Below are 20,900 nucleotides of genomic sequence, written 5' to 3' on the forward strand. Positions count from 1 at the left end.
ATGCCCTCCTCAGGGGGCGCCGGCCGTCCCGGCGCACACGTTTCCTTGTATCTGTCGCCACTGCCGTCGATGCCCGACGGAGCGTGCGTTGCAGGGTGATCCGGGCGCCGCGACCCCGCGACGACCCGAACGGGAAACGCGATGGTCACGGCGTCGTCACCTGACGATTTCGAGCCTATACCCGAACCCGGCGGAACCGTGACCCGAGCCCAGACAGCGTGGGACTCAGGGTTCTGTTAGTTCTCACAAGACGGATCGGGCGGTCAAGCCTCAAGGGTCGGGTGTCTCGTCAGAACGCGCCGGACATGTCAGACGTACAGATCACCCGGGTGACCTGTACGCCTGACACGTCCGGCGGTGTCTGACAGTCAGAGGTCGAGCAGGTCAGCGGGCAGCCCGGCCTCGGTGTCGGGGATGCCCAGCTCGAGCGCGCGCTTGTCCGCGGTCGACAGCAGACGGCGGATCCGGCCCGCCACCGCGTCCTTGGACAGCTGCGGCTCGGCCAGCCGGCCCAGCTCCTCGAGCGACGCCTGCTTGTGCGCGAGCCGCAGCTCGCCGGCCTGGCGCAGGTGCTCCGGCAGCTCGTCGCCCAGGATCTCGAACGCCCGCTGGACCCGCGCGCCCGCGGCCACGGCAGCCCGCGCGGAGCGGCGCAGGTTCGCGTCGTCGAAGTTCGCCAGGCGGTTGGCCGTGCCACGCACCTCGCGGCGCTCGCGGCGCTCCTCCCAGACCTTGAGGGTCTCGGGCGCACCGATGCGCTCCAGCATGCGGCCGATCGAGTCGCCGTCGCGGATCACCACGCGGTCGATGCCACGCACCTCGCGGGACTTGGCCGCCACGCCCAGCCGGCGGGCCGCGCCGACGAGCGCGAGCGCCGCCTCGGGCCCGGGGCTGGTGATCTCCAGCGCCATCGACCGGCCGGGTTCCGTGAGCGAGCCGTGCGCCAGGAAGGCGCCGCGCCACACGGCCTCGGCCTCCTGCACACCCGCGGACACGACCTCGGGCGCCAGTCCGCGCACGGGCCGGCCGCGGGCGTCCAGGAGCCCCGTCTGCCGGGCGAGCGACTCCCCCTCGCGCACCACGCGCACCACGAACCGCGAGCTCTTCCGCAGGCCGCCCGCCTGGACCACGATGAGCTCGCTCGTGTGCCCGTACAGGTCGTGGATGGCATGCCGCAGCCGGGTCGCGGCATGCTCCGTGTCGAGCTCTGCCTCGATCACTACCCGACCTGAGATGATGTGGAGGCCGCCGGAGAACCGCAGCGTCGCGGAGACCTCTGCCTTACGGCAGGATGTCTTCGCCACCCTCACCCGCGCGAGCTCCTCCTTGACCTGTGCCGTGAGCGCCATGGCGTCATCCTGCCATGGTCGGGCGCGAGGGCACCCGGTGGAATCGCGGATACTCGGGCGAATTGTCCCGGCGTGTCGCCCTGCCCGGTTATCCCCCGGCGGTTATCCGCAGTGCGGCAGCGGTGCGGGGACGGCCCGCTTGGCACAGTATTTCGGCCCGGTGTCGCAGCAACCAGGTCGTGGGTGTTCCGGACCATGAGCGCCCTCTCGGGACACGGCGACGCAGACCCGCACAAAGGTGCACGCAGGTCCATCACCGACGGTGACGTGGGTGCGGCGGGGACGGTCTAGCATCTCGGGCGGAACACCCACCGGGCGCGGGACCGGCCTGCCGCGTCAGACGTCGCCGTAGACGCCCTCGAACACGTCGCGGTAGGCGGCGGCCAGGCGCAGCCCGTCGTGCTTGGTCGTGTCGTCGCCGCGCCGGACCTGGCGCATGATCACGCGCGCGCCCATGGACGCGGCGGCGGCCTCCAGGGCCGTCACGTCCTCGACCGCCGACGGGTCGGCGAGCACCGCGTCGATCCTCAGCCCGGGCGCGTGCTTGTGCAGGGCTTCCAGGTGGTCGACGGCGGTGAGACCCTCCGTCTCGCCGTTCTCCGCGGACAGGTTGAGCGTCACGCAGCGGCGCGCCTTCGTGACGTGCAGGGCCTCGGCGATCGCGGGCACCAGCAGGTGCACGAGCACCGAGGAGTACCAGGACCCGGGACCCAGGACCACCCAGTCGGCGTCGAGCACCGCCTGGACCGCCTCCGGGGGCGCCGGCGGGTCCGCCGGGAGCAGGCGCAGCTGCTCGATCCGGCCCTCGGTGACGGCCACGCGGCTCTGACCCACGACCGTCTCCAGCGCGGGCTCGAGCTCCCCCGGCGCGGCGGTGTGCCGTACGTCCGCCTCGACCACCAGCGGCACCGATGCCATCGGCAGCACGCGGCCCCGGGCCCCGAGCAGCCGGCCGACCCAGTCCAGGCCCTCGACCTCGTCACCGAGCAGCTCCCACAGCGCCACGATCAGCAGGTTGCCCATGGCGTGGTTGTCCAGCTCGCCCGACGACGCGAAGCGGTGCTGCAGCATCGCGCTCCAGGTCCGGCCCCACTCGGAGTCGTCGCACAGGGCGGCGAGCGCCATCCGCAGGTCGCCCGGCGGCAGCACGTCCAGCTCGTCACGCAGGCGTCCGGAGGAGCCGCCGTCGTCGGCGACCGTCACCACCGCCGTGAGGCGGTCGGACATGAGGCGCAGGGCCGACAGGCTCGCGGACAGGCCGTGGCCGCCGCCCAGGGCGACCACCGACGGGTTCTTGCTCCACTCCGGTGCGGGGACGTCCGGCACCCCCGGCGCGTGCGGGATCATTCGCGGCCCAGATCACGTGCCGAGACGGTGACGAGCTGGCCTCGGGCACGGAGTCGTTCGGCGATTGCTTCGGAGATCGCGACGGAGCGGTGCTTGCCTCCCGTGCATCCCACGGCGATGGTCACGTAGCGCTTCTCCTCGTTGAGGTAGCCGGCGAGCACCGGGGCCAGGGCGTCGACGTAGCGGTCGATGAACTCGACGGCGCCCGGTCGGGCGAGCACGTAGTCACGTACCGGCTGGTCACGCCCCGTCAGGTGCCGGAGCTCGGTGATCCAGTAGGGGTTGGCCAGGAACCGTACGTCCACCACGTGGTCGGCGTCCAGGGGTATGCCGTACTTGAACCCGAACGAGATGACGTTGACACGCAGCACCTCGTTGATGTCGTGCGCGAGCCACCCGCGGATCTCCCGCGCGAGGTCGTGCACCGAGAGGTCCGAGGTGTCGATCCGCAGGTCGGCCCGTGCGGCCAGGGTCGCGACGACGGACCGCTCCTCCGCGATCCCGTCGAGGATGCGGCCCTCGCCCTGCAGCGGGTGCGGCCTGCGGACCTGCTCGAACCGGCGCACGAGCACCTCGTCGCTCGCGTCCAGGAACAGGATCCGGTAGGCGACCCCCGCCTCCGTCATGTGCACGAGCACCTTGTCCAGCTCGGAGAAGAACTCTCTGCCGCGAACGTCCACGACCACTGCCACGCGTTCGATGCTCGACCCCTTGGCCATGAGATCGACCAGCGGCACGAGCATCATGGGCGGCAGGTTGTCGACGACGTACCAGTCCAGGTCCTCCAGGACGGCCGCCGCTCGCGACCGGCCGGCGCCAGACATTCCGGTGATCACCAGGACCTGCGGCTCGCTGTGCTCTGGGCCGTGCGTGGCGGCCTCGACCTCGGCGATGCCTTCCGGTGCGGTGATGGGTGACGGCTCGGTGTTGCTCATGGGGCCAAGCATGCCAGCGTCAGGCCTTGAGGGCGGCGACCACCGCCTCCGCCGTCTTGTCCCCCATGCCGCGCACGCTGGCGATCTCCTCGACGCTCGCGGCCTTGAGCCGCTTGAGCGAGCCGAAGTGGGTGAGCAGCACCTTCTTGCGCGCGGGGCCGAGCCCGGGGACGTCGTCGAGCACCGAGGCGGTCATGCCCTTGCTCCGCCGCCTGCGGTGCTGCGTGATCGCGAACCGGTGTGCCTCGTCCCGGACGCGCTGCAGCAGGTACAGGCCCTCGCTGGAGCGCTGCAGGATGACGGGGTAGTCCTCCCCCGGCACCCACACCTCCTCCAGGCGCTTGGCGAGGCCGCAGAGCGCGACGTCGGTGATGCCGAGCTCGTCCAGCGCCCGCTTCGCGGCGGCGACCTGGGGCGGCCCGCCGTCGACCACGACGAGGCTGGGCGGGTAGGCGAACCGTGCCTTCTCCTCCGGCGCGTCGGCGGCCACCTCGCCGCCGGGCAGCCGGCCGCCCGTCGGGTCGCCACCGGACAGCTCAGCGGCCATCTCGACGTCGTTGGACCTCAGCCGGTCGGCCAGGTAGCGCTTGAAGCGGCGTGTGATGACCTCGTGCATGGCCTCCGTGTCGTCGCGGGCGCCGTCGCCGTCCGACCCCCGGATGCTGAACGAGCGGTACTCGCTCTTGCGAGCCAGACCGTCCTCGAACACGACCATGGACGCCGACTGGTAGGTGCCCTGCGTGTGCGAGATGTCGTAGCACTCGATCCGCAGGGGCGCCGAGTCCAGGTCGAGCGCCTCCTGGATCTCCGCGAGGGCCTGGCTGCGGGTCGTGAGGTCACCCGCGCGGCGCGTGCGGTGCACCATGAGCGCGTGCTCGGCGTTCTTGCGGACGGTGGCCGCGAGCTCCTTCTTGTCGCCGCGCTGCGGTACCCGCACGTCGACGCGCGCACCGCGCAGCCCGCTGAGCCAGGTGCCGACCTGCTCCAGGTCGGGCGGCAGCACCGGCACGAGGACCTCGCGCGGCACCGCGTCGCGGGCCTCCTCCCCGTCCACCTCGTCGGCTGCGCCGTAGACCTGCTGCAGCAGGTGCTCCACGAGCTCGCCGTCGGTGATGTCCTCGACCTTCTCGACGATCCAGCCGCGCTGGCCGCGGATGCGGCCCCCGCGGACGTGGAACACCTGGACGGCGGCCTCCAGCTCGTCGCCCACCAGGGCGAACACGTCGGCGTCCGTGGCGTCGCCGAGGACCACCGCGTTCTTCTCCGTGGCCCGCCGCAGGGCCTCGATGTCGTCGCGCAGGCGGGCCGCCTGCTCGTACTCCATCTCGGCGGCGGCCTCCTGCATACGCTTGGTGAGCCGGCGCTCGAACTTGGCGGTGTCGCCCGCCATGAAGTCGCAGAAGTCCAGGACGAGCGCCCGGTGGTCGTCGACGCTGATCCGGCCGACGCAGGGCGCCGAGCACTTGTCGATGTACCCGAGCAGGCACGGCCGGCCCGACTGGCCGGCCCGCTTGTAGACGCCGGCCGAGCACGTCCGGATCGGGAAGACGCGCAGCAGCAGGTCGAGCGTCTCCCGGATGGCCCAGGCGTGCCCGTACGGGCCGAAGTAGCGGGTGCCCTTGCGCTTCGCCCCCCGCATGACCTGGGCGCGCGGCACCTCCTCCCCCAGGGTCACCGCGAGGTACGGGTACGACTTGTCGTCCCGGTACTTCACGTTGAACCGCGGGTCGTACTGCTGGATCCAGGTGAACTCCAGGGCGAGCGCCTCGACCTCGGTGCCCACCACCGTCCACTCGACGGACGCCGCAGTCGTCACCATCCGCCGGGTGCGCTCGTGCAGGTTCGCGACGTCCTGGAAGTAGTTCGCCAGGCGCTGGCGCAGGTTCTTCGCCTTGCCCACGTAGACGACCCGGCCGTGCTCGTCACGGAACCGGTAGACACCGGGCGAGGTCGGGATCTCTCCCGCCTTGGGTCGATAGGTAGCTGGATCCGCCATGCCCCAAACCTATGCGGTGCCACTGACAGTGACGCACGTTCGCCGGCGTTGAGTGCTGGGTATCTGCGCCCGATCCGGCTCCGGAGGCGCAGATACCCAGCACTCAACGCTGGTACGGGGTCAGACGGTGACGTGGACCGGGGTCGGCTCGACGCGGACCGGGAAGTTCACCGACCGGGCGATGAAGCACATCGCGTGCGCCTTGTGGTGCAGGGCCGCGAGATGCTCGTCCGTCGCGAGCTCACCCGGGTCCACGACGACCTTCGGGTGCAGCGTCACGTCGGTGAACGCGCCCTCGCCCCGCGCCTCGACCCGCATGGTGCCGGTCGCCGAGTCCCGGTACTCACGCACGATCAGGCCCGACTCCGCGGCCAGGTGCAGGAACCACAGCATGTGGCACTGGCTCAGGCTGGCGACGAAAAGCTCCTCCGGGCTGTTCCGGGCCAGGTCGCCCCGGAAGGCCGGGTCAGCCGAGCCGAGTAGCGGCGGCTTGTGCGGCAGGTCGATCTCGTGGTCGCGCGAGTACGACGTGTACGACGACGTTCCCTTGTCCCCCGCACCTGTCCACCGGACGGTGACGGCATAGTCATGGGTGGCTCCGCTCATGGGGACCACCCTAGGGCCCGGCCGCCCCGAGGGCCACGCCTGCGGCGCTCGTCGCACCGCCGTATCGCCGACACCGCCCCACCGCCCCCAGCGCCCCGACGAAGGAGCGACGGGGCGGTCCCGGCGGTGCGGTCAGGTACGCGGACAGACCTTGACGCTCCCCGAGGTGAGCGTGCCTCTGCCGATGACGTAGTTCTGGTCCTCCCACTCCATGGTCACCTTCGCCCGCATGCTCACCTGTGGGGAGGAACCGCACGACCACGACGCGGTGCGATGGACCGCCTGGACCGGCTCCCACGCATCCCCCGGGTAGGCATCCTTGACGGTCCACCAGACACCGTCGCGCAGGACCTCGAGGTAGACCTCACGGACTCGGACCCTGTAGTCACCACCGCCGGAGCTGTCGGTCACCCTCGCGTGGGCATTGAACACACCGGGCGACGACATCTCCACGTTGGCACAGCGGACGACCTGCTCGCCCACGCAGTTGTGCGCGATCTGCGCCGCCGCCGCCGGCGAGGCGGTGAGCATGGTGGCCCCCAGCGCGACCGCGGAGGCCGCCGTCAGAATGCGCTTGATCTGTCGGTTCTTTCGCATGACCGCAGTCAAACACCGGCGCACCGACGCGGTTTGCAGGAACCTGCAAGCACGTCGAGGCACCGTGTCCGGACCTGCCGGCCCCGGCGTCCGCAGGTCGCCGGCGGCCTCAGGCCGTGGCGCCCGCCTTCGCCTTGGTCGCGGTCTTCGCCGCGGGCTTGCGCTTCGGCTTGCCGTTCGCCGGCGGCAGCACCGGGACCTCGCCGGCCTGTGCGTGCACCTCGAGGATCTCCGCGAGGTACGTGCCCGTGTGACTCTCCGGGACCGCGGCGACGACCTCGGGCGTACCCTGCGCGACGACGAGGCCGCCCCCGCTGCCGCCCTCGGGCCCCATGTCGATGACCCAGTCGGCACTCTTGATGACGTCCAGGTTGTGCTCGATCACGATCACCGTGTTGCCCTTGTCGGCGAGCGACTGCAGCACACCGAGCAGGCGGCGCGTGTCCTCGAAGTGCAGGCCGGTGGTCGGCTCGTCCAGCACGTACGCCGAGCGGCCCGACGACCGCTTCTGCAGCTCCGCCGCCAGCTTGACGCGCTGCGCCTCGCCACCTGACAGCGTGGGGGCGGGCTGCCCGAGCCGCACGTACCCCAGGCCGACGTCGACCAGCGTCGACAGGTGCCGGGAGATCGCCGGGAACGCCTTGAAGAACTCCGCGGCCTCCTCGATCGGCATGTCGAGCACGTCGGCGACCGTCTTGCCCTTGAAGTGCACCTCGAGCGTCTCGCGGTTGTACCGCGCGCCGTGGCAGACCTCGCACGGCACGTAGACGTCCGGCAGGAAGTTCATCTCGATCTTGATGGTGCCGTCGCCCGCGCACGCCTCGCAGCGGCCGCCCTTGACGTTGAACGAGAACCGGCCCGGACCGTAACCACGGACCTTGGCCTCCTCGGTCTCCGCGAAGATCTTGCGGATCCGATCCCAGACGCCCGTGTACGTGGCGGGGTTCGACCGCGGCGTACGCCCGATCGGCCCCTGGTCCACGTGCACCACCTTGTCGAGCTGGTCCAGACCCGTCACGCGCCGGTGCCGCCCGGCGACCCGCCGCGCACCGTTGAGCTGGTTCGCCATGACGGTGTACAGGATCGAGTTGACCAGCGTGGACTTGCCGGAGCCGGACACGCCCGACACGACGGTCAGCACCCCGAGCGGGAACGACACGTCGACGTTGCGCAGGTTGTTCTCGTGCGCGCCGATCACCGTGACCTGCCGGTCGTGGTCGATCGGCCGCCGCACGGCGGGCACCGGGATGGAGCGGCGCCCGGAGAGGTACGCGCCGGTCATCGACTCCTTCTTCGCGAGCAGGCCCGCGTAGTCGCCCGAGTGGATGACCTCGCCGCCGTGCTCGCCGGCGCCCGGGCCGATGTCGACGATCCAGTCGGCCGCGCGGATCGTGTCCTCGTCGTGCTCGACGACGATCAGCGTGTTGCCCAGGTCCCGCAGGCGGGTGAGCGTGTCGATCAGGCGGCGGTTGTCCCGCTGGTGCAGCCCGATGGACGGCTCGTCCAGCACGTACAGCACGCCGACCAGCCCGGAGCCGATCTGGGTGGCCAGCCGGATGCGCTGGGCCTCACCGCCGGACAGGGTGCCGGCCGGGCGCTCCAGCGTGAGGTAGTGCAGGCCGACGTCGAGCAGGAAGCCGAGCCGTGCGTGGATCTCCTTGAGGACCTCGGTCGCGATCTGCGCCTCGCGCACGCCGAGCACGATGCCCTTGAGGAACTCGGCGGCCTCGCCCACCGGCAGGCGGCTGACGTCGGCGATGGACAGCCCGTCGATCTTGACCGCGAGGACCTCCGGCTTGAGCCGCGCGCCGCCGCACGTGGGGCACGGCACCTCGCGCATGTAGGCCTCGTACTTGTCCTTGGACAGGTCGGAGTCGGTCTCGCGGTGCCGGCGCTCCAGGAACGTCACGGCGCCCTCGAAGCCGGTCGAGTACTGCCGCTCGCGGCCCCACCGGTTCTTGTACTTGACGTGCACCTTGTGGTCGCGTCCGTGCAGGATCGCCTCGCGAGCGCGCTCGGGCAGGGCGCGCCACGGCACGTCCATGGAGAACTTCATCTCCTCCGCGAGGGCCGTCAGCACGCGCTCGAAGTACTCCGACGACGTCTGCGCCCACGGGGCGACGGCGCCGCCGCGCAGCGTCTGCTCGTCGTCCGGCACGATGAGGTCGGGGTCGACCTCCAGCCGGAAGCCGATGCCCGTGCATTCCGGGCACGCGCCGTAGGGCGCGTTGAACGAGAACGTCCGCGGCTCGATCTCGTCGAGCGCGAGGGTGTGCTCGTTCGGGCAGGCCCGCTTCTCGGAGAACTTGCGGGTGCGCGTCAGGTCGTCGACGTCGGCGTCGACCAGCTCGATCATCACGAGGCCGTTCGCCAGGGTCAGCGCGGTCTCGACGGAGTCCGTCAGCCGGCGCTGCACGCCGTCGCGCGCCACGAGCCGGTCCACGACGACCTCGATGTCGTGCTTCAGCTTCTTCTCCAGCGTGGGCGGGTCGGTCAGCTGCACGACCTCGCCGTCGACCCGCGCCCGGGAGAAGCCCTTGGCCTGCAGCTCCTTGAACAGGTCCGCGTACTCGCCCTTGCGGCCGCGCACCACGGGTGCCAGCACCTGGTACCGCGTGTTCTCGGGCAGCTCGAGGATCTGGTCCACGATCTGCTGCGGCGTCTGCGACTGGACCTTCTCGCCGCACACCGGGCAGAACTGCGTGCCCGCGCGCGCGTACAGCAGGCGCAGATAGTCGTAGACCTCGGTGATGGTGCCGACCGTGGAGCGCGGGTTGCGGTTGGTCGACTTCTGGTCGATCGACACCGCGGGCGACAGCCCCTCGATGAAGTCGACGTCGGGCTTGTCCATCTGGCCCAGGAACTGACGCGCGTACGCGGACAGCGACTCGACGTACCGGCGCTGCCCCTCGGCGAAGATCGTGTCGAACGCGAGCGACGACTTGCCGGAGCCCGACAGCCCGGTGAACACGATGAGCTGGTCCCGGGGCAGGTCCAGGGATACGTTCTTCAGGTTGTGCTCTCGGGCACCCGAGACGACGAGACGATTGCTCACAGAGGCATCCTAGGGCGACCCACTGACATTCGCACGCCTGTTCTAGAAATCACGCCTGAGATCACACTGACAGACTCGTCACACCCGCACGACGCCCGCGAGGACTCAGCGCACCGCGCGGCCGTCGGAGACGCCCGACCGGCGTACACGAGCCTGCAGGTCGAGGGCCCGCAGGAGGTCCTGCTCGTGGGCGTAGGACCCGTCGACGAGCCGGCGCCGCACGTCCACGACCTCCTGGGCGTACTCCGCCGCGGAGTCCAGCATCTTCAGGTCGAGGTGCACCGAGACCATGTTCGAGAGCGCGGAGGCGAGCCCCGGCAGGTGGAGGTCGGGGCTCCGGCGCGCGAGCCCGCGGCGTACGCGCACCGCCTCCGCCGTCGGCTCGACGCCTTCCTCCGGGCGCCCCGCGTCGATGAGCGCGGCGCCCAGGTTCAGCAGCGCATCGGCGAGGTCCGGCTCGAAGCGTTCGGGGTCTCCCACGGCGAGCAGCCGGAGCTGGGCGACCGCCTCCTCGGTCGGCGCGACGGCGTCCTCGGCCCGGCCGAGCTCCGAGTAGAGCACCCCCAGGTTGGACAGCGAGCGCGCCAGGTACTCCTCGCCCGGGTGCCCCTCCGCCGCCAGGCCGCGGCGGATCGCCACCGCCTCCTGCTCCAGGGGCAGCGCCTCGTCCGGCTCCCCGGCCCGCGAGTGCGTGACCGCGAGGTTCGAGAGCGAGGCGGCGAGCGTCCTGCGAAACCGCGCGGGGTTCTCGCGCGCGAGCCGGCGGCGCAGCAGCACGGCCTCGCGCTCGAGAGATATCGCCTCGTCCAGGTCGCCGAGCCGGGACCGCACCGCGCCCAGCGACGCGAGCGTGTAGGCGAGCGTCCAGGTGTGGGCGGCGGGATTCTCGCGGGCGAGCTGACGGCGCAGGGCCGCGGCCTCGCCGAGCGGCTCGATCGCCTCCCGGTCGCGGCCGAGCGCCGCGTACGAGTTGGCGAGGTTCGTCAGCGCGAACCCGAGCTCCTGCCGGTACCGCTCGGGCGCCTGCAGCACCATCCTGCGGCTGAGCTCGACGGCCTCCAGCGCGAACGCCGGCGCCTCCTCCGGGCGGCTCTCCGTGAGCGTCACCGCGCGGTTGGACAGGGCGGTCGTCAGGAAGACCCCCCACTGCCGCGGGTCGCGCTGCACCAGGTTCCGGAGGATCGGGAGCAGCTCCATGAACCGCGCGTCCTCCTCCTGGGGAGGACCTGTGTCGTTCAGGACGACGGTCAGGCTCATCAGGACGCGGGCCAGCTCCGCCTCGATCCAGCCGGTGTCCCGTTCCTCGGCCGTCCGGGTCAGCTCGACGGCCTCGAGCTGCGCGGCCAGCGCGTCCTTCGTCATCCCGGCTCGCCAGTGCGCGACGCCGAGGGCGTTGATCGCCCCCACCAGGGCCGTGCGGTACCGGTCGAGGTCGTTCGCCGCGAGGCGGCGCCACGCGGCCACGGCCGCCTCCAGCGCGTCCAGCGACTCGGCCAGGCGTGCGTCGTCCCGCAGCGCCACGCCCAGGTCGGTGAGCGCCTCCGCCCGGCCCGCCGCGTCCCGGGCAGCCGCGACCGCCCGCTCGGCCCGGTCCACGTCGTCGGTCGACACGTCCATGACACCGCGGGGCTTGAGCAGGAACGCCGTCCGCAGGGCGCGCGGGTCGTCGCCGTAGGAGTCGCCCGCGCGGCGCAGGAGCTCTGCCGCCAGCGCGCCCACCCCCGGCGTCTCCGACAGCTCGATCTCCAGCCGGCGGGCGACGTGGACCACGCGCAGCGCCGCCTTCCGGGACAGGCCCCACGTGCACGAGCCGACCAGGGCGACCGACCGACCGAACCGGTCGGCGATGAGCACGTCTCCGACACGGCCGTGCCCGACGGCGTTCGCCTCGAGCCCCGTCACCGGACGCTGCAGGTCGAGCAGCCACTGCGCGCCGGCGCGGCCGGGCACCCCGGGAACCACCCGGCGCAGCACGTCGCGCACGCTCGCCGCGTCGTCGGCGCCCAGCAGGCATACGGCGGCCACGACGTCCTTGACCTCGTCGACGGTCAGCTCCAGGCCGGCCTCACGCGCCGACCGGGTCCACGAGCTCGCGGCCACCTCCAGGAGCCCGCGCACCGGGTTCAGCTCGGTGGCCGGGACCTGGACCCCTGCCGCCCCGAGGACGGCGAGGGCCGCGGCGGCGTGCAGGTCGATCACACGGGTCCCGCCGACCGGTTCCGGCGTGCGCACGGCGGACGCACCGGGGTTCTCGACGCCGAGGCACTCGGCGAACGCGGCGGTCGCGGCCTCCAGCACCGCGCGGTCCGGCAGGCCGGGCGCCAGCGCGAGGTCCAGCGGCGTCTGCGTGGCGCCGTCCCGCTCGAGCAGCGGCCACAGCATCGAGCCCCAGCGCAGCCGGCGCAGCCACTCCCCCGCGACCCGCGCGAGCAGGAGGACGCGGACGCGGCCACGGGCGGGGCGGGCCAGGGCGTCGAGCATCGCGCCGAGGCCGAGCCGGGTCGCGGCGTTGTCCACGACGAAGAGCACGTCGCCCGGCGGCCGTGCGCGCACCGTTGCGGCCTCCCGACCGCGCGGCACGGGGACGACCGTCCATCCGGACTCGCCCATGCGGCTGCCGAACTCGTTCGCGAGGCGGGTCTTGCCGAAGCCGACGGGAGCGACGATGAGCCGCAGGCTGATCGTCGCCGGGCTCTCGGCCCACGTGCGGAGCTCGTCGAGCTCCTGCTCGCGGCCCATGAAGGGGACCACCGCCCGGGCCGGGTCGAGCAGCGCGGTCGGCCGCCGGAAGCCGTCCAGCGGCTCGTCCGCAGCAGCCGTGAGAGGGCCGCGGCGGACCACCGTGCGGGCGGCCCGGACCGCAGCGGCCAACCGGGTCGACACCTCCGAGACCACCACGATGAGCAAGTCAACCGGACGAACGTCCAAGACTGCAAGGGGAACGGGAAGACTCGTTCAACCCGTGATCAGAACCGCGCACGGACGAACACGGCGTAACGGTCGCATGGCCGCTCGTGAACGGCGTCACAGCGCCGAAAACCACGCAGCGCCCTCCCGGCCGATCCGGCATTTCGGACGAAAGTTGCATACCGGTCTCGACCACGACATCCTTCCCTCGGCCGGGTGAAAGCCCGGCCGCTCCACGACCGCACGGACGAAAGGCAGGCATGTGAGCCTGAACCTGAACAAGCTCGTCGACAAGGCCTACAAGGACCAGAGCATCGCCGCGATCCTGGCGGCTCCGCCGTCGGCGCTGCTCGGCCTCACGCCGAAGCACGACGAGATGCTCGCCGAGCTCAAGATCAAGACGATCGAGGACCTGGGCAAGTGGCAGCACGCGGTCCACGCGCAGGCGCTCGTGACCCTGGCCGACGCCGAGGTCCTCTCGGTGGCCGGCGACAAGTGAGCCTGGCTCACCTGTCGCGGTAGACGCACGAAGGCGCCCGTCCACCTGGCGGTGGGCGGGCGCCTCATCCGTCCCCAGGTCCGCAGCCCGCAGAGGCCGGACCGCTGGACGCCGAACCGCTAGAACCCGAACCGCTCGACGTCCCGCATCTTGTTCGTCGCATCGAGGGCGGCGACCTTGTAGGCCTCCGCGAGCGTCGGGTAGTTGAACACCGTGTCGACCAGATGGTCCACGGTGCCGCCGGTGGTCATGATCGCCTGTCCGATATGGATGATCTCGGTGGCCCCGGTCCCGAACACGTGCACGCCGAGGACCTTGCGGTCCTCCGTGGAGACGAGCAGCTTGAGCATCCCGTAGGAGTCGCCGACGATCTGCCCGCGTGCCAGCTCGCGGTAGCGCGCGACCCCCACCTCGTACGGCACGCCCGCTGTGGTGAGCTGGTCCTCGGTGTCGCCACAGTAGGAGATCTCGGGAATCGTGTAGATCCCGATCGGCTGCAGCTCCAGCAGCGACGAGATCGGCTCACCGAACGCGTGGTATGCCGCGAGCCGCCCCTGCTCCTGGGAGGTGGCCGCGAGCGCGGGGAAGCCGATCACGTCGCCGACGGCGTAGATGTGCTCGACGTCGGTCCGGAACTGCTTGTCGACCCGCAGGCGACCGCGCCGGTCCGCCTCGAGCCCTGCCGCCGCGAGGTCGAGCCCGTCGGTGGAGCCCTGCCGTCCGGCGGAGTAGAGCACGCAGTCGGCGGGGATCCGCTTGCCGGAGGCCAGGGCCGTGACCGTGCCGTCGCTGCCGGCCGTCACCGACTCGACGGTCTCCCCCAGCCGGAAGGTCACTGACAGGTCGCGCAGCTGGAACTTGAGCGCCTCGACGACCTCGGAGTCGCAGAAGTCGAGGATCTTGTCGCGCGACTCGACGACGGTGACGCGTGTGCCGAGCGCGGCGAACACGGACGCGTACTCGATGCCGATCACGCCCGCGCCGACCACGACCATGGTCCGCGGCACCTCCGTCATGTCGAGGATGCCGTCGGAGTCGACCACGCGGACGCCGTCGAAGGCGATGTTCGTGGGCCGCGCGGGCCTGGTGCCGACGGCCACGACGATCTTGTCGGCGGTCAGCCGCCGGACGACGTCGCCCTCGCCGTCCGTCACCTCCAGCTCGTTCGGGCCGGTGAACCGGGCACTGCCCACCACCGTCTCGACGTGGTTGCGCGCGAGCTGGTTGCGCACCACCTCGACCTCCCTGCCGATGACGTGCTGGAGCCGCGCGAGCAGGTCCTGGACCGTGATGCGTTCCTTGAGCCGGTAGCTGGAGCCGTACACGTCCCGCATGTGCAGGCCGGTCAGGTACAGGACCGCCTCGCGCAGGGTCTTGGACGGGATGGTGCCCGTGTGCAGGCTGACGCCGCCGACGCTGTCGCGCCGCTCGACCACTGCCGCCCGCTTGCCGAGCTTGGCGGCGCCGATGGCGGCCTTCTGGCCGCCGGGGCCGGAGCCGATCACGACGAGGTCGAAGTGGTTCTCTCGTGCGTCCATCGTCCGAGTGTGACGGTGCGGGCGGCCCCGTGACGAGCGACTTCGTCGAACAAGGTGCAACTTCATCAAGAATTAACCGGCTCTGCCCCCGTGATGGCAGGCTGGCGCCATGAGCATCTACGCCGTGAGCTACACCTACTCCGACGACGTGGCGACCCGTGACGAGGTCCGCCCCAGCCACCGCGACTTCCTGCGCGGGCTCAACGCCGAGGGCGTCGTCCGTGCCTCGGGGCCGGTCGACGGCGGGATCGGCGCGCTGGTCGTCCTCGAGGCGGAGTCCGCCGAGGACGCGCTGCGGATCCTGGACACCGACCCCTTCCAGGTGCGGGGGGTCATCGCCGAGCGCAGCGCGCGCCAGTGGGACGTGGTGATCGGCGGCCTCGCGGAGTAGGACACCAATACTTCGCCATGTGGAAACTTTGACCGAAGAGTCCTGACCGGGCAATGGTCTTGAGCAGCCTCTGGTGCACATGATGCCAGTTGGAGCACTGCTGGCTATGTTCGGGAGGCACCGCATGACCTCTGTCGACAGCACCACGGTGGCCTACGCGGAGATCGCTTCGCGTATCTGCGTGACGCCGCCGTACTACGCGCTCGGTGACCTGGCCAGTCCAGCCCCTGGGCTGGCCACTGCCACGGTCCCGGTCCAGACGTCCACCGGACGCCAGGCGACCCTGATCAACATCGCGGAGGCGGGGCGGCACCTCGCCATCCTCGGTCTCTCCGCCACCGCGACCGTCAACCCGGGCTCCGGACGGCACTACTACCTCGCGCACCGCGGGGTGGGCCGGATGTACCCGCCGACCGCGACGCTGACCACGCTCCACGGGACCGCGGCCGCCCGCATGACCGGCCGCAACCGCGCGGTCGCCGAGACCGAGCTGCGCGACGCCGACGGAAATCTCGTGGCGCGGCTCGATCTCGAGTACCTCGTCATGTCGGCGCCCGTGTTCCGGCGTCTGATGGGCCCCGCCACGGCGCCGGACGCGACGGAGCCGGCCAGCCCGTACAGCGCCCCGGCACCGCTCGTCGACATCGCGGCCGACGCCCGCAGCGCCACGGCCAAGCTGGCGGTGGAGGCCGCGATGTGCCGGGGGCACTTCGACGGGTTCCCCGCGCTGCCCGTCTCCGTGGCGGGCTACGCGACGTTCGCGCTGTTCGACCACGTCCTGGAGGCCGCGGCCGGGCCCGGTGCCCGGTGGCAGGCCGGCCGCTTCCGGCTGCGGGCCGATCATCTCGCCGCGGCGGGCCAGACCTGCACGGTGGACGTCGAGCCGTCGGCACCCAGCGAGCCAGAGGCGCACAAGAGCGGGTTCACCGGGACACTCCGGTCCGGTGACCACGACATCTTCTCGATCCAGGTGGACTACACGACCGTCTGAACCGACAGTCCGAGCAGGCCTACGGCCGCGCCACCGTGGTGGACGCGGCCGTCGGCCTGCTGTACGGCTACTGCTGTACGGCTACTGCTGTACGGCTACTTCGAGGACTCCTCCGACGGCTCGGGCTCCTTCGCTGCCTCTATCCGCTCGTCATGTGCGGACTTGATGAGGCTCGCGACCGTGCCGACCACCAGTGACACGACGATCACCGTGAGCGACAGCCAGATCGGGATCTCGGGCGCCCAGTGGAAGCCGTGGCCACCGTTGATCCAGGGGATCGAGTTGGTGTGCAGCGCCTCGAGGATCAGCTTGATACCGATGAAGCCGAGGATCGCCGAGAGCGCGTAGGGCAGGTACACCAGCCTGTCGAGCAGACCACCCAGCAGGAAGTAGAGCTGCCGTAGACCCATCAGCGCGAACAGGTTGGTGGCGAACACGATGAACGGGTCCCTGGTGATGCCGAAGATGGCGGGGATCGAGTCGACCGCGAACAGGACGTCCGTGGAGCCGATGGCCAGGAACACGATGATCAGCGGCGTGAAGAGCCTGCGGCCGTCGACGGTGGTCCGCAGCTTCGCACCGTCGTACTGGTGGTGCAGCGGGAGGACCTTCCGCATCTGCCGGATGAGGACGTTCTCCTTGTAGTCGTCGTGCTCCTCCGGCGTCTCGGGGATCGCCTGCTGGATCGCCGTGTAGATGAGGAACGCGCCGAAGATGTAGAAGAGCCAGGTGAACTGCTCGATCAGGGCCGCACCCGCGAGGATGAAGGCGGCCCGGAAGATCAGCGCCATGATGATGCCGATCATCAGCACGCGCTGCTGCTGGTCACGCGGCACCGCGAACCGGGCCATGATGATGACGAACACGAAGAGGTTGTCGACGCTCAGGGAGTACTCCATGAGCCAGCCGGCGTAGAACTCCGCGGCCGGAGTGATGCCACCGACGCCCCAGACGATCCCACCGAAGATCACGGCGAGCCCCACGTAGAAGCTCACCCAGATGGCGCTCTCCTTCATGGACGGCACGTGCGGACGACGGCCGACGATGAGGAGGTCGGCGATCAGCAGGACGAGCATCGCCCCGAGCGAGATCACCTCGAACGTCACGGGTAGTTCGTGGACCATTGTTTCCTTCCGGAACAGGGAGGAACGCGCGACAGCCTCGAGCCTCCGGTGTGTACAGCAGGGCACCGGAGGTCTTCCTCGCTCGCCCGTGCACCAGCCTGACCGAGATCAGACGCTGTCGCACCACGAGCCGGCCAGGCCGAGCTGACGTCATCGGCAGCTGTGATGACGACCAAGCCGTTATGAGGTACTCCCCTCCAACGGAGGGAAGCATACGGGACGCCACCTTTGTTCCCGAACGTGACGTACGTCGCCGCTCTCAGGAGAGCGTCACGACGAGCTTCCCGCGTGCGTGCCCGGCGCCCGCCACCTGCCGGATCGCCTCGACCGCGCGGTCGAGCGGGTACGTCGCGCTCACGATCGGGAGCAGCACGCCGCCGTCCACCATCCGGGCGAGCGCCGCGAGGTCCTCAGCGTTCTCGGACGCCGAGACGCTCATCGCGCGGTACGGGCGGAACCGCGACACCAGCGGTGCCGCCAGCAGGTCGGGCATGGAGCCGAACAGACCCGCCTTGCTCCCGTCGTTGGTGAGGACCAGCCCGCCCGGCACGACGACGCGGCCGAGCGCGCGCAGCGGGTACCGGCCGGCATTCGTGAAGACGACGTCGAAGCGCGGCTCGCCCGCCGTGACGTCCTCGCGCGTGTAGTCGATGACGTCGGAGGCGCCGAGCTCGCGCACCATCGCCACGTTGCGCGTGCTGCACACGCCCGTCACGTGCGCGCCCCACGCGGCGGCGATCTGCACGGCGAAGTGGCCGATGCCGCCGCCCGCGCCCGTGATCATCACGCGCTGCCCGGCCGTGAGCCCCGCCGCGCGCAGGAACTGGAGCGCCGTGACGGCCGCCATCGGCAGCGCGGCGGCCTCGATATGGGTGAGGTCGACCGGACGGTGCGCTATCCGGGTGGCGTTCGCCACCGCGCGCTCCGCGAACGTCCCCGCGGCCCCGAACCCGAACACCTCGTCGCCCGGCGCGAACGCGGTGACGCCGGGGCCTACCGCCGCGACGACTCCCGACAGGTCGGCGCCCCGGACCTGCGGACGGGGGCCGCCGAGCCCGCCCATCATCGGGCGAGCGATCATCGGCTGCCCTGCCGCGAAGTGCCAGTCGTACGGGTTGACCCCCGCCGCGTTCACCCGGACCAGCACCTGCCCCTTCGCGGGGAGCGGCTCGGGGACGTCGCGCACCGCGAGCGCGTCCAAGCCATAGCTGTCCTGTGTGAGTGCTCGCATCACGGCCTCCTGGCCTGTCACGCTCTCGGACGTGCGCTGCACCCCTGCGGGATCAGAGTCCTCCGGGCCTGTGACCAGGTCAAGGGTGAACTGGGCGGTTCGCGGCTTTCGTCCGCGGAACTCGTTCGCAGCTGTCGTTCACGCAAACCGAGCCGAGCCCCGGCCCGGGTGGGCCAGGGCTCGGCTTCCGCGCGGAGCCCGCTCTAGGCCGTCGCCGCCTGCATCTGCCGCAGCTCCTTCTTGAGCCCCGAGATCTCGTCGCGCAACCGCGCCGCCACCTCGAACTGCAGCTCCGCGGCCGCCGCGTGCATCTGGTCGGTGAGCTCCTGGATCAGCTCGGCCAGCTCGCTCGCGGCAGCACCGGAGAGCCGGTTGCCGGTCGTCGAGCCCTCCTTCGGGCTGCCGGGCACCCGCGCCCCCCTGCCCTCGCCCTTCCCCTTGCGGCTGTTCCGGAACCCGCCGGCCAGCAGCTCCTGGGTGTCCAGGTCCTCGCGGGCGAGCATGTCGGTGACGTCCGCGATCTTCTTGCGCAGCGGCTGCGGGTCCAGGCCCCGCTCGGTGTTGTAGGCCACCTGCTTCTCGCGACGTCGCGACGTCTCGTCGATGGCCATGCGCATCGCGGGCGTGATCTTGTCCGCGTACATGTGTACCTGGCCGGACACGTTACGGGCCGCACGGCCGATGGTCTGGATGAGGGACCGCCCCGACCGCAGGAAGCCCTCCTTGTCGGCGTCGAGGATCGCGACGAGCGACACCTCCGGCAGGTCCAGGCCCTCCCGCAGGAGGTTGATGCCCACCAGCACGTCGTACTCGCCGAGCCGCAGCTCGCGCAGCAGCTCGACCCGGCGCAGGGTGTCCACGTCGGAGTGCAGGTAGCGCACCCGCACGTTGCGCTCCAGGAAGTAGTCCGTGAGGTCCTCGGCCATCTTCTTGGTCAGGGTGGTCACCAGGACGCGCTCGTTGCGGTCGACACGGTCCCTGATCTCGCCCAGCAGGTCGTCGATCTGGCCGGTCGTCGGCTTCACGATCACCTCGGGGTCCACCAGGCCGGTGGGTCGGATGACCTGCTCGACCACCCCGTCCGACAGCGAGCGCTCGTAGTCGCCGGGGGTGGCCGACAGGTAGACCGTCTGCCCGATGCGCTCGGTGAACTCCTCCCACTTCAGCGGGCGGTTGTCCATGGCGCTGGGCAGTCGGAAGCCGTGGTCGACGAGCGCGCGCTTGCGGGAGGCGTCGCCCTCGTACATGGCGCCGATCTGGGGCACCGTCTGGTGGGACTCGTCGATGACGAGCAGGAAGTCCTCGGGGAAGTAGTCGAGCAGCGTGTTGGGTGCCGTGCCCGGCTCGCGGCCGTCGATGTGCATCGAGTAGTTCTCGATGCCTGCGCAGGTGCCGATCGAGCGCATCATCTCGATGTCGTACGTGGTGCGCATGCGCAGCCGCTGGGCCTCCAGCAGTTTGCCCTGCTTCTCGAGCTCAGCCAGCCGGCCCTCGAGCTCCTTCTCGATGCCGCCGATGGCCCGCTCCATGCGCTCCGGGCCCGCCACGTAGTGCGTAGCCGGGAACACGTAGATCGACTGCTCGTTGCGGACGACGTCGCCGGTGAGCGGGTGCAGCGTCTGGATCGACTCGATCTCGTCGCCGAACATCTCTATCCGGATCGCGAGCTCCTCGTACACCGGGATGATCTCCACGGTGTCGCCGCGCACCCGGAACGTCCCGCGCGTGAACGCCACGTCGTTGCGCGTGTACTGCATGGTCACGAACTGGCGCAGCAGCTGGTCGCGGTCCACGACGTCGCCCACGTCGAGACGGACCATGCGGTCCACGTACTCCTGCGGCGTGCCCAGGCCGTAGATGCACGAGACCGATGCGACCACGATCACGTCCCGCCGGGTCAGCAGCGACGAGGTCGCCGAGTGCCGGAGGCGCTCGACCTCGTCGTTGACCGACGAGTCCTTCTCGATATAGGTGTCCGACTGCGCGATGTACGCCTCGGGCTGGTAGTAGTCGTAGTACGACACGAAGTACTCGACGGCGTTGTTCGGCAACAGCTCCCGAAACTCCGTGGCGAGCTGCGCGGCGAGCGTCTTGTTGGGCGCCATCACCAGGGTGGGCCGCTGCAACTTCTCGACGAGCCAGGCCGTCGTCGCCGACTTGCCGGTACCCGTGGCGCCGAGCAGCACCACGTCCTTCTCGCCGGCCTGGACGCGTTCGGTCAGGTCGGCGATCGCCGTCGGCTGGTCGCCTGCCGGCTGATATTCGGAGATGACCTCGAACGGGGCCACCGTGCGCTGCAGATCGGTCACGGGTCGCATGTGACTACGGTACGAC

Annotated in this window: 15 protein-coding genes; 3 read left to right on the forward strand and 12 right to left on the reverse strand. The window is 70.8% G+C overall.

Annotated elements, in window-relative coordinates; genetic code table 11:
• Positions 1-368 precede the first annotated feature (368 nt).
• The 8 genes from whiA to ACFO6V_RS05395 all read right to left on the reverse strand — a co-directional run bounded on the left by whiA (position 369) and on the right by ACFO6V_RS05395 (position 12,768).
• Positions 369-1,349 carry a DNA-binding protein WhiA gene (gene whiA / locus ACFO6V_RS05360; protein ID WP_116675604.1) on the reverse strand — a complete coding sequence of 327 codons (981 nt, stop codon included), beginning with the start codon at positions 1,347-1,349 and terminating at the stop codon, positions 369-371.
• Positions 1,350-1,685: 336 nt separating this feature from the next.
• A complete protein-coding gene (locus tag ACFO6V_RS05365) occupies positions 1,686-2,696 on the reverse strand; it encodes a gluconeogenesis factor YvcK family protein (RefSeq protein WP_377133012.1) in 1,011 nt (336 codons plus the stop codon).
• On the reverse strand, positions 2,693-3,631 hold the full coding sequence (gene rapZ / locus ACFO6V_RS05370) for an RNase adapter RapZ (RefSeq protein ID WP_377133014.1): 939 nt from the start codon (positions 3,629-3,631) through the stop codon (positions 2,693-2,695). Before rapZ ends, ACFO6V_RS05365 begins: the two co-directional genes overlap by 4 nt.
• 19 nt (positions 3,632-3,650) lie before the next feature.
• Entirely contained in the window at positions 3,651-5,627 is a 1,977-nt protein-coding gene (gene uvrC, locus ACFO6V_RS05375) for an excinuclease ABC subunit UvrC (RefSeq protein ID WP_377133016.1), read from the reverse strand.
• Positions 5,628-5,747: 120 nt separating this feature from the next.
• Entirely contained in the window at positions 5,748-6,233 is a 486-nt protein-coding gene (locus ACFO6V_RS05380) for an OsmC family protein (RefSeq protein WP_377133018.1), read from the reverse strand.
• A 132-nt stretch (positions 6,234-6,365) separates the two neighbouring features.
• Positions 6,366-6,830: a hypothetical protein gene (locus ACFO6V_RS05385; protein WP_377133020.1), complete on the reverse strand. Its 465-nt coding sequence runs from the start codon at positions 6,828-6,830 to the stop codon at positions 6,366-6,368.
• Positions 6,831-6,939: 109 nt separating this feature from the next.
• The gene (uvrA, locus tag ACFO6V_RS05390; protein ID WP_377133022.1) at positions 6,940-9,885 is read right to left on the reverse strand and encodes an excinuclease ABC subunit UvrA; all 2,946 of its coding nucleotides are present in this window, start codon (positions 9,883-9,885) and stop codon (positions 6,940-6,942) included.
• Between the two features lie 105 nt (positions 9,886-9,990).
• Positions 9,991-12,768, reverse strand: coding sequence for a tetratricopeptide repeat protein (locus ACFO6V_RS05395; protein WP_377133024.1), 2,778 nt, complete (start codon positions 12,766-12,768; stop codon positions 9,991-9,993).
• A 286-nt stretch (positions 12,769-13,054) separates the two neighbouring features.
• On the opposite strand from ACFO6V_RS05395, the gene ACFO6V_RS05400 reads away from it, so the two are divergent.
• Positions 13,055-13,291, forward strand: a complete 237-nt coding sequence (locus ACFO6V_RS05400) for a hypothetical protein (RefSeq protein ID WP_357510267.1) — start codon at positions 13,055-13,057, stop codon at positions 13,289-13,291.
• A gap of 119 nt (positions 13,292-13,410) precedes the next feature.
• Here ACFO6V_RS05400 and sthA read toward each other — a convergent pair whose 3' ends face one another.
• Positions 13,411-14,829, reverse strand: a complete 1,419-nt coding sequence (gene sthA, locus ACFO6V_RS05405) for a Si-specific NAD(P)(+) transhydrogenase (protein WP_377133027.1) — start codon at positions 14,827-14,829, stop codon at positions 13,411-13,413.
• A gap of 109 nt (positions 14,830-14,938) precedes the next feature.
• On the opposite strand from sthA, the gene ACFO6V_RS05410 reads away from it, so the two are divergent.
• Together ACFO6V_RS05410 and ACFO6V_RS05415 are read left to right on the forward strand one after the other, a co-directional pair.
• Positions 14,939-15,220, forward strand: coding sequence for a YciI family protein (locus tag ACFO6V_RS05410; protein WP_377133029.1), 282 nt, complete (start codon positions 14,939-14,941; stop codon positions 15,218-15,220).
• Positions 15,221-15,344: 124 nt separating this feature from the next.
• Positions 15,345-16,211: a hypothetical protein gene (locus ACFO6V_RS05415; protein WP_377133031.1), complete on the forward strand. Its 867-nt coding sequence runs from the start codon at positions 15,345-15,347 to the stop codon at positions 16,209-16,211.
• A 95-nt stretch (positions 16,212-16,306) separates the two neighbouring features.
• Here the strand turns inward: ACFO6V_RS05415 and ACFO6V_RS05420 are convergent, their stop codons facing one another.
• From ACFO6V_RS05420 to uvrB, 3 genes are all read right to left on the reverse strand, one after another.
• The gene (locus ACFO6V_RS05420) at positions 16,307-17,335 is read right to left on the reverse strand and encodes a TerC family protein (protein ID WP_377133033.1); all 1,029 of its coding nucleotides are present in this window, start codon (positions 17,333-17,335) and stop codon (positions 16,307-16,309) included.
• Positions 17,336-17,594: 259 nt separating this feature from the next.
• A complete protein-coding gene (locus ACFO6V_RS05425; protein ID WP_377133035.1) occupies positions 17,595-18,566 on the reverse strand; it encodes an NAD(P)-dependent alcohol dehydrogenase in 972 nt (323 codons plus the stop codon).
• Positions 18,567-18,769: 203 nt separating this feature from the next.
• Entirely contained in the window at positions 18,770-20,884 is a 2,115-nt protein-coding gene (gene uvrB, locus ACFO6V_RS05430) for an excinuclease ABC subunit UvrB (protein WP_377133037.1), read from the reverse strand.
• Positions 20,885-20,900 lie beyond the last annotated feature (16 nt).

The organism is Promicromonospora alba, assembly GCF_042654905.1.
Classification (GTDB): Bacteria; Actinomycetota; Actinomycetes; order Actinomycetales; family Cellulomonadaceae; genus Promicromonospora; species Promicromonospora alba.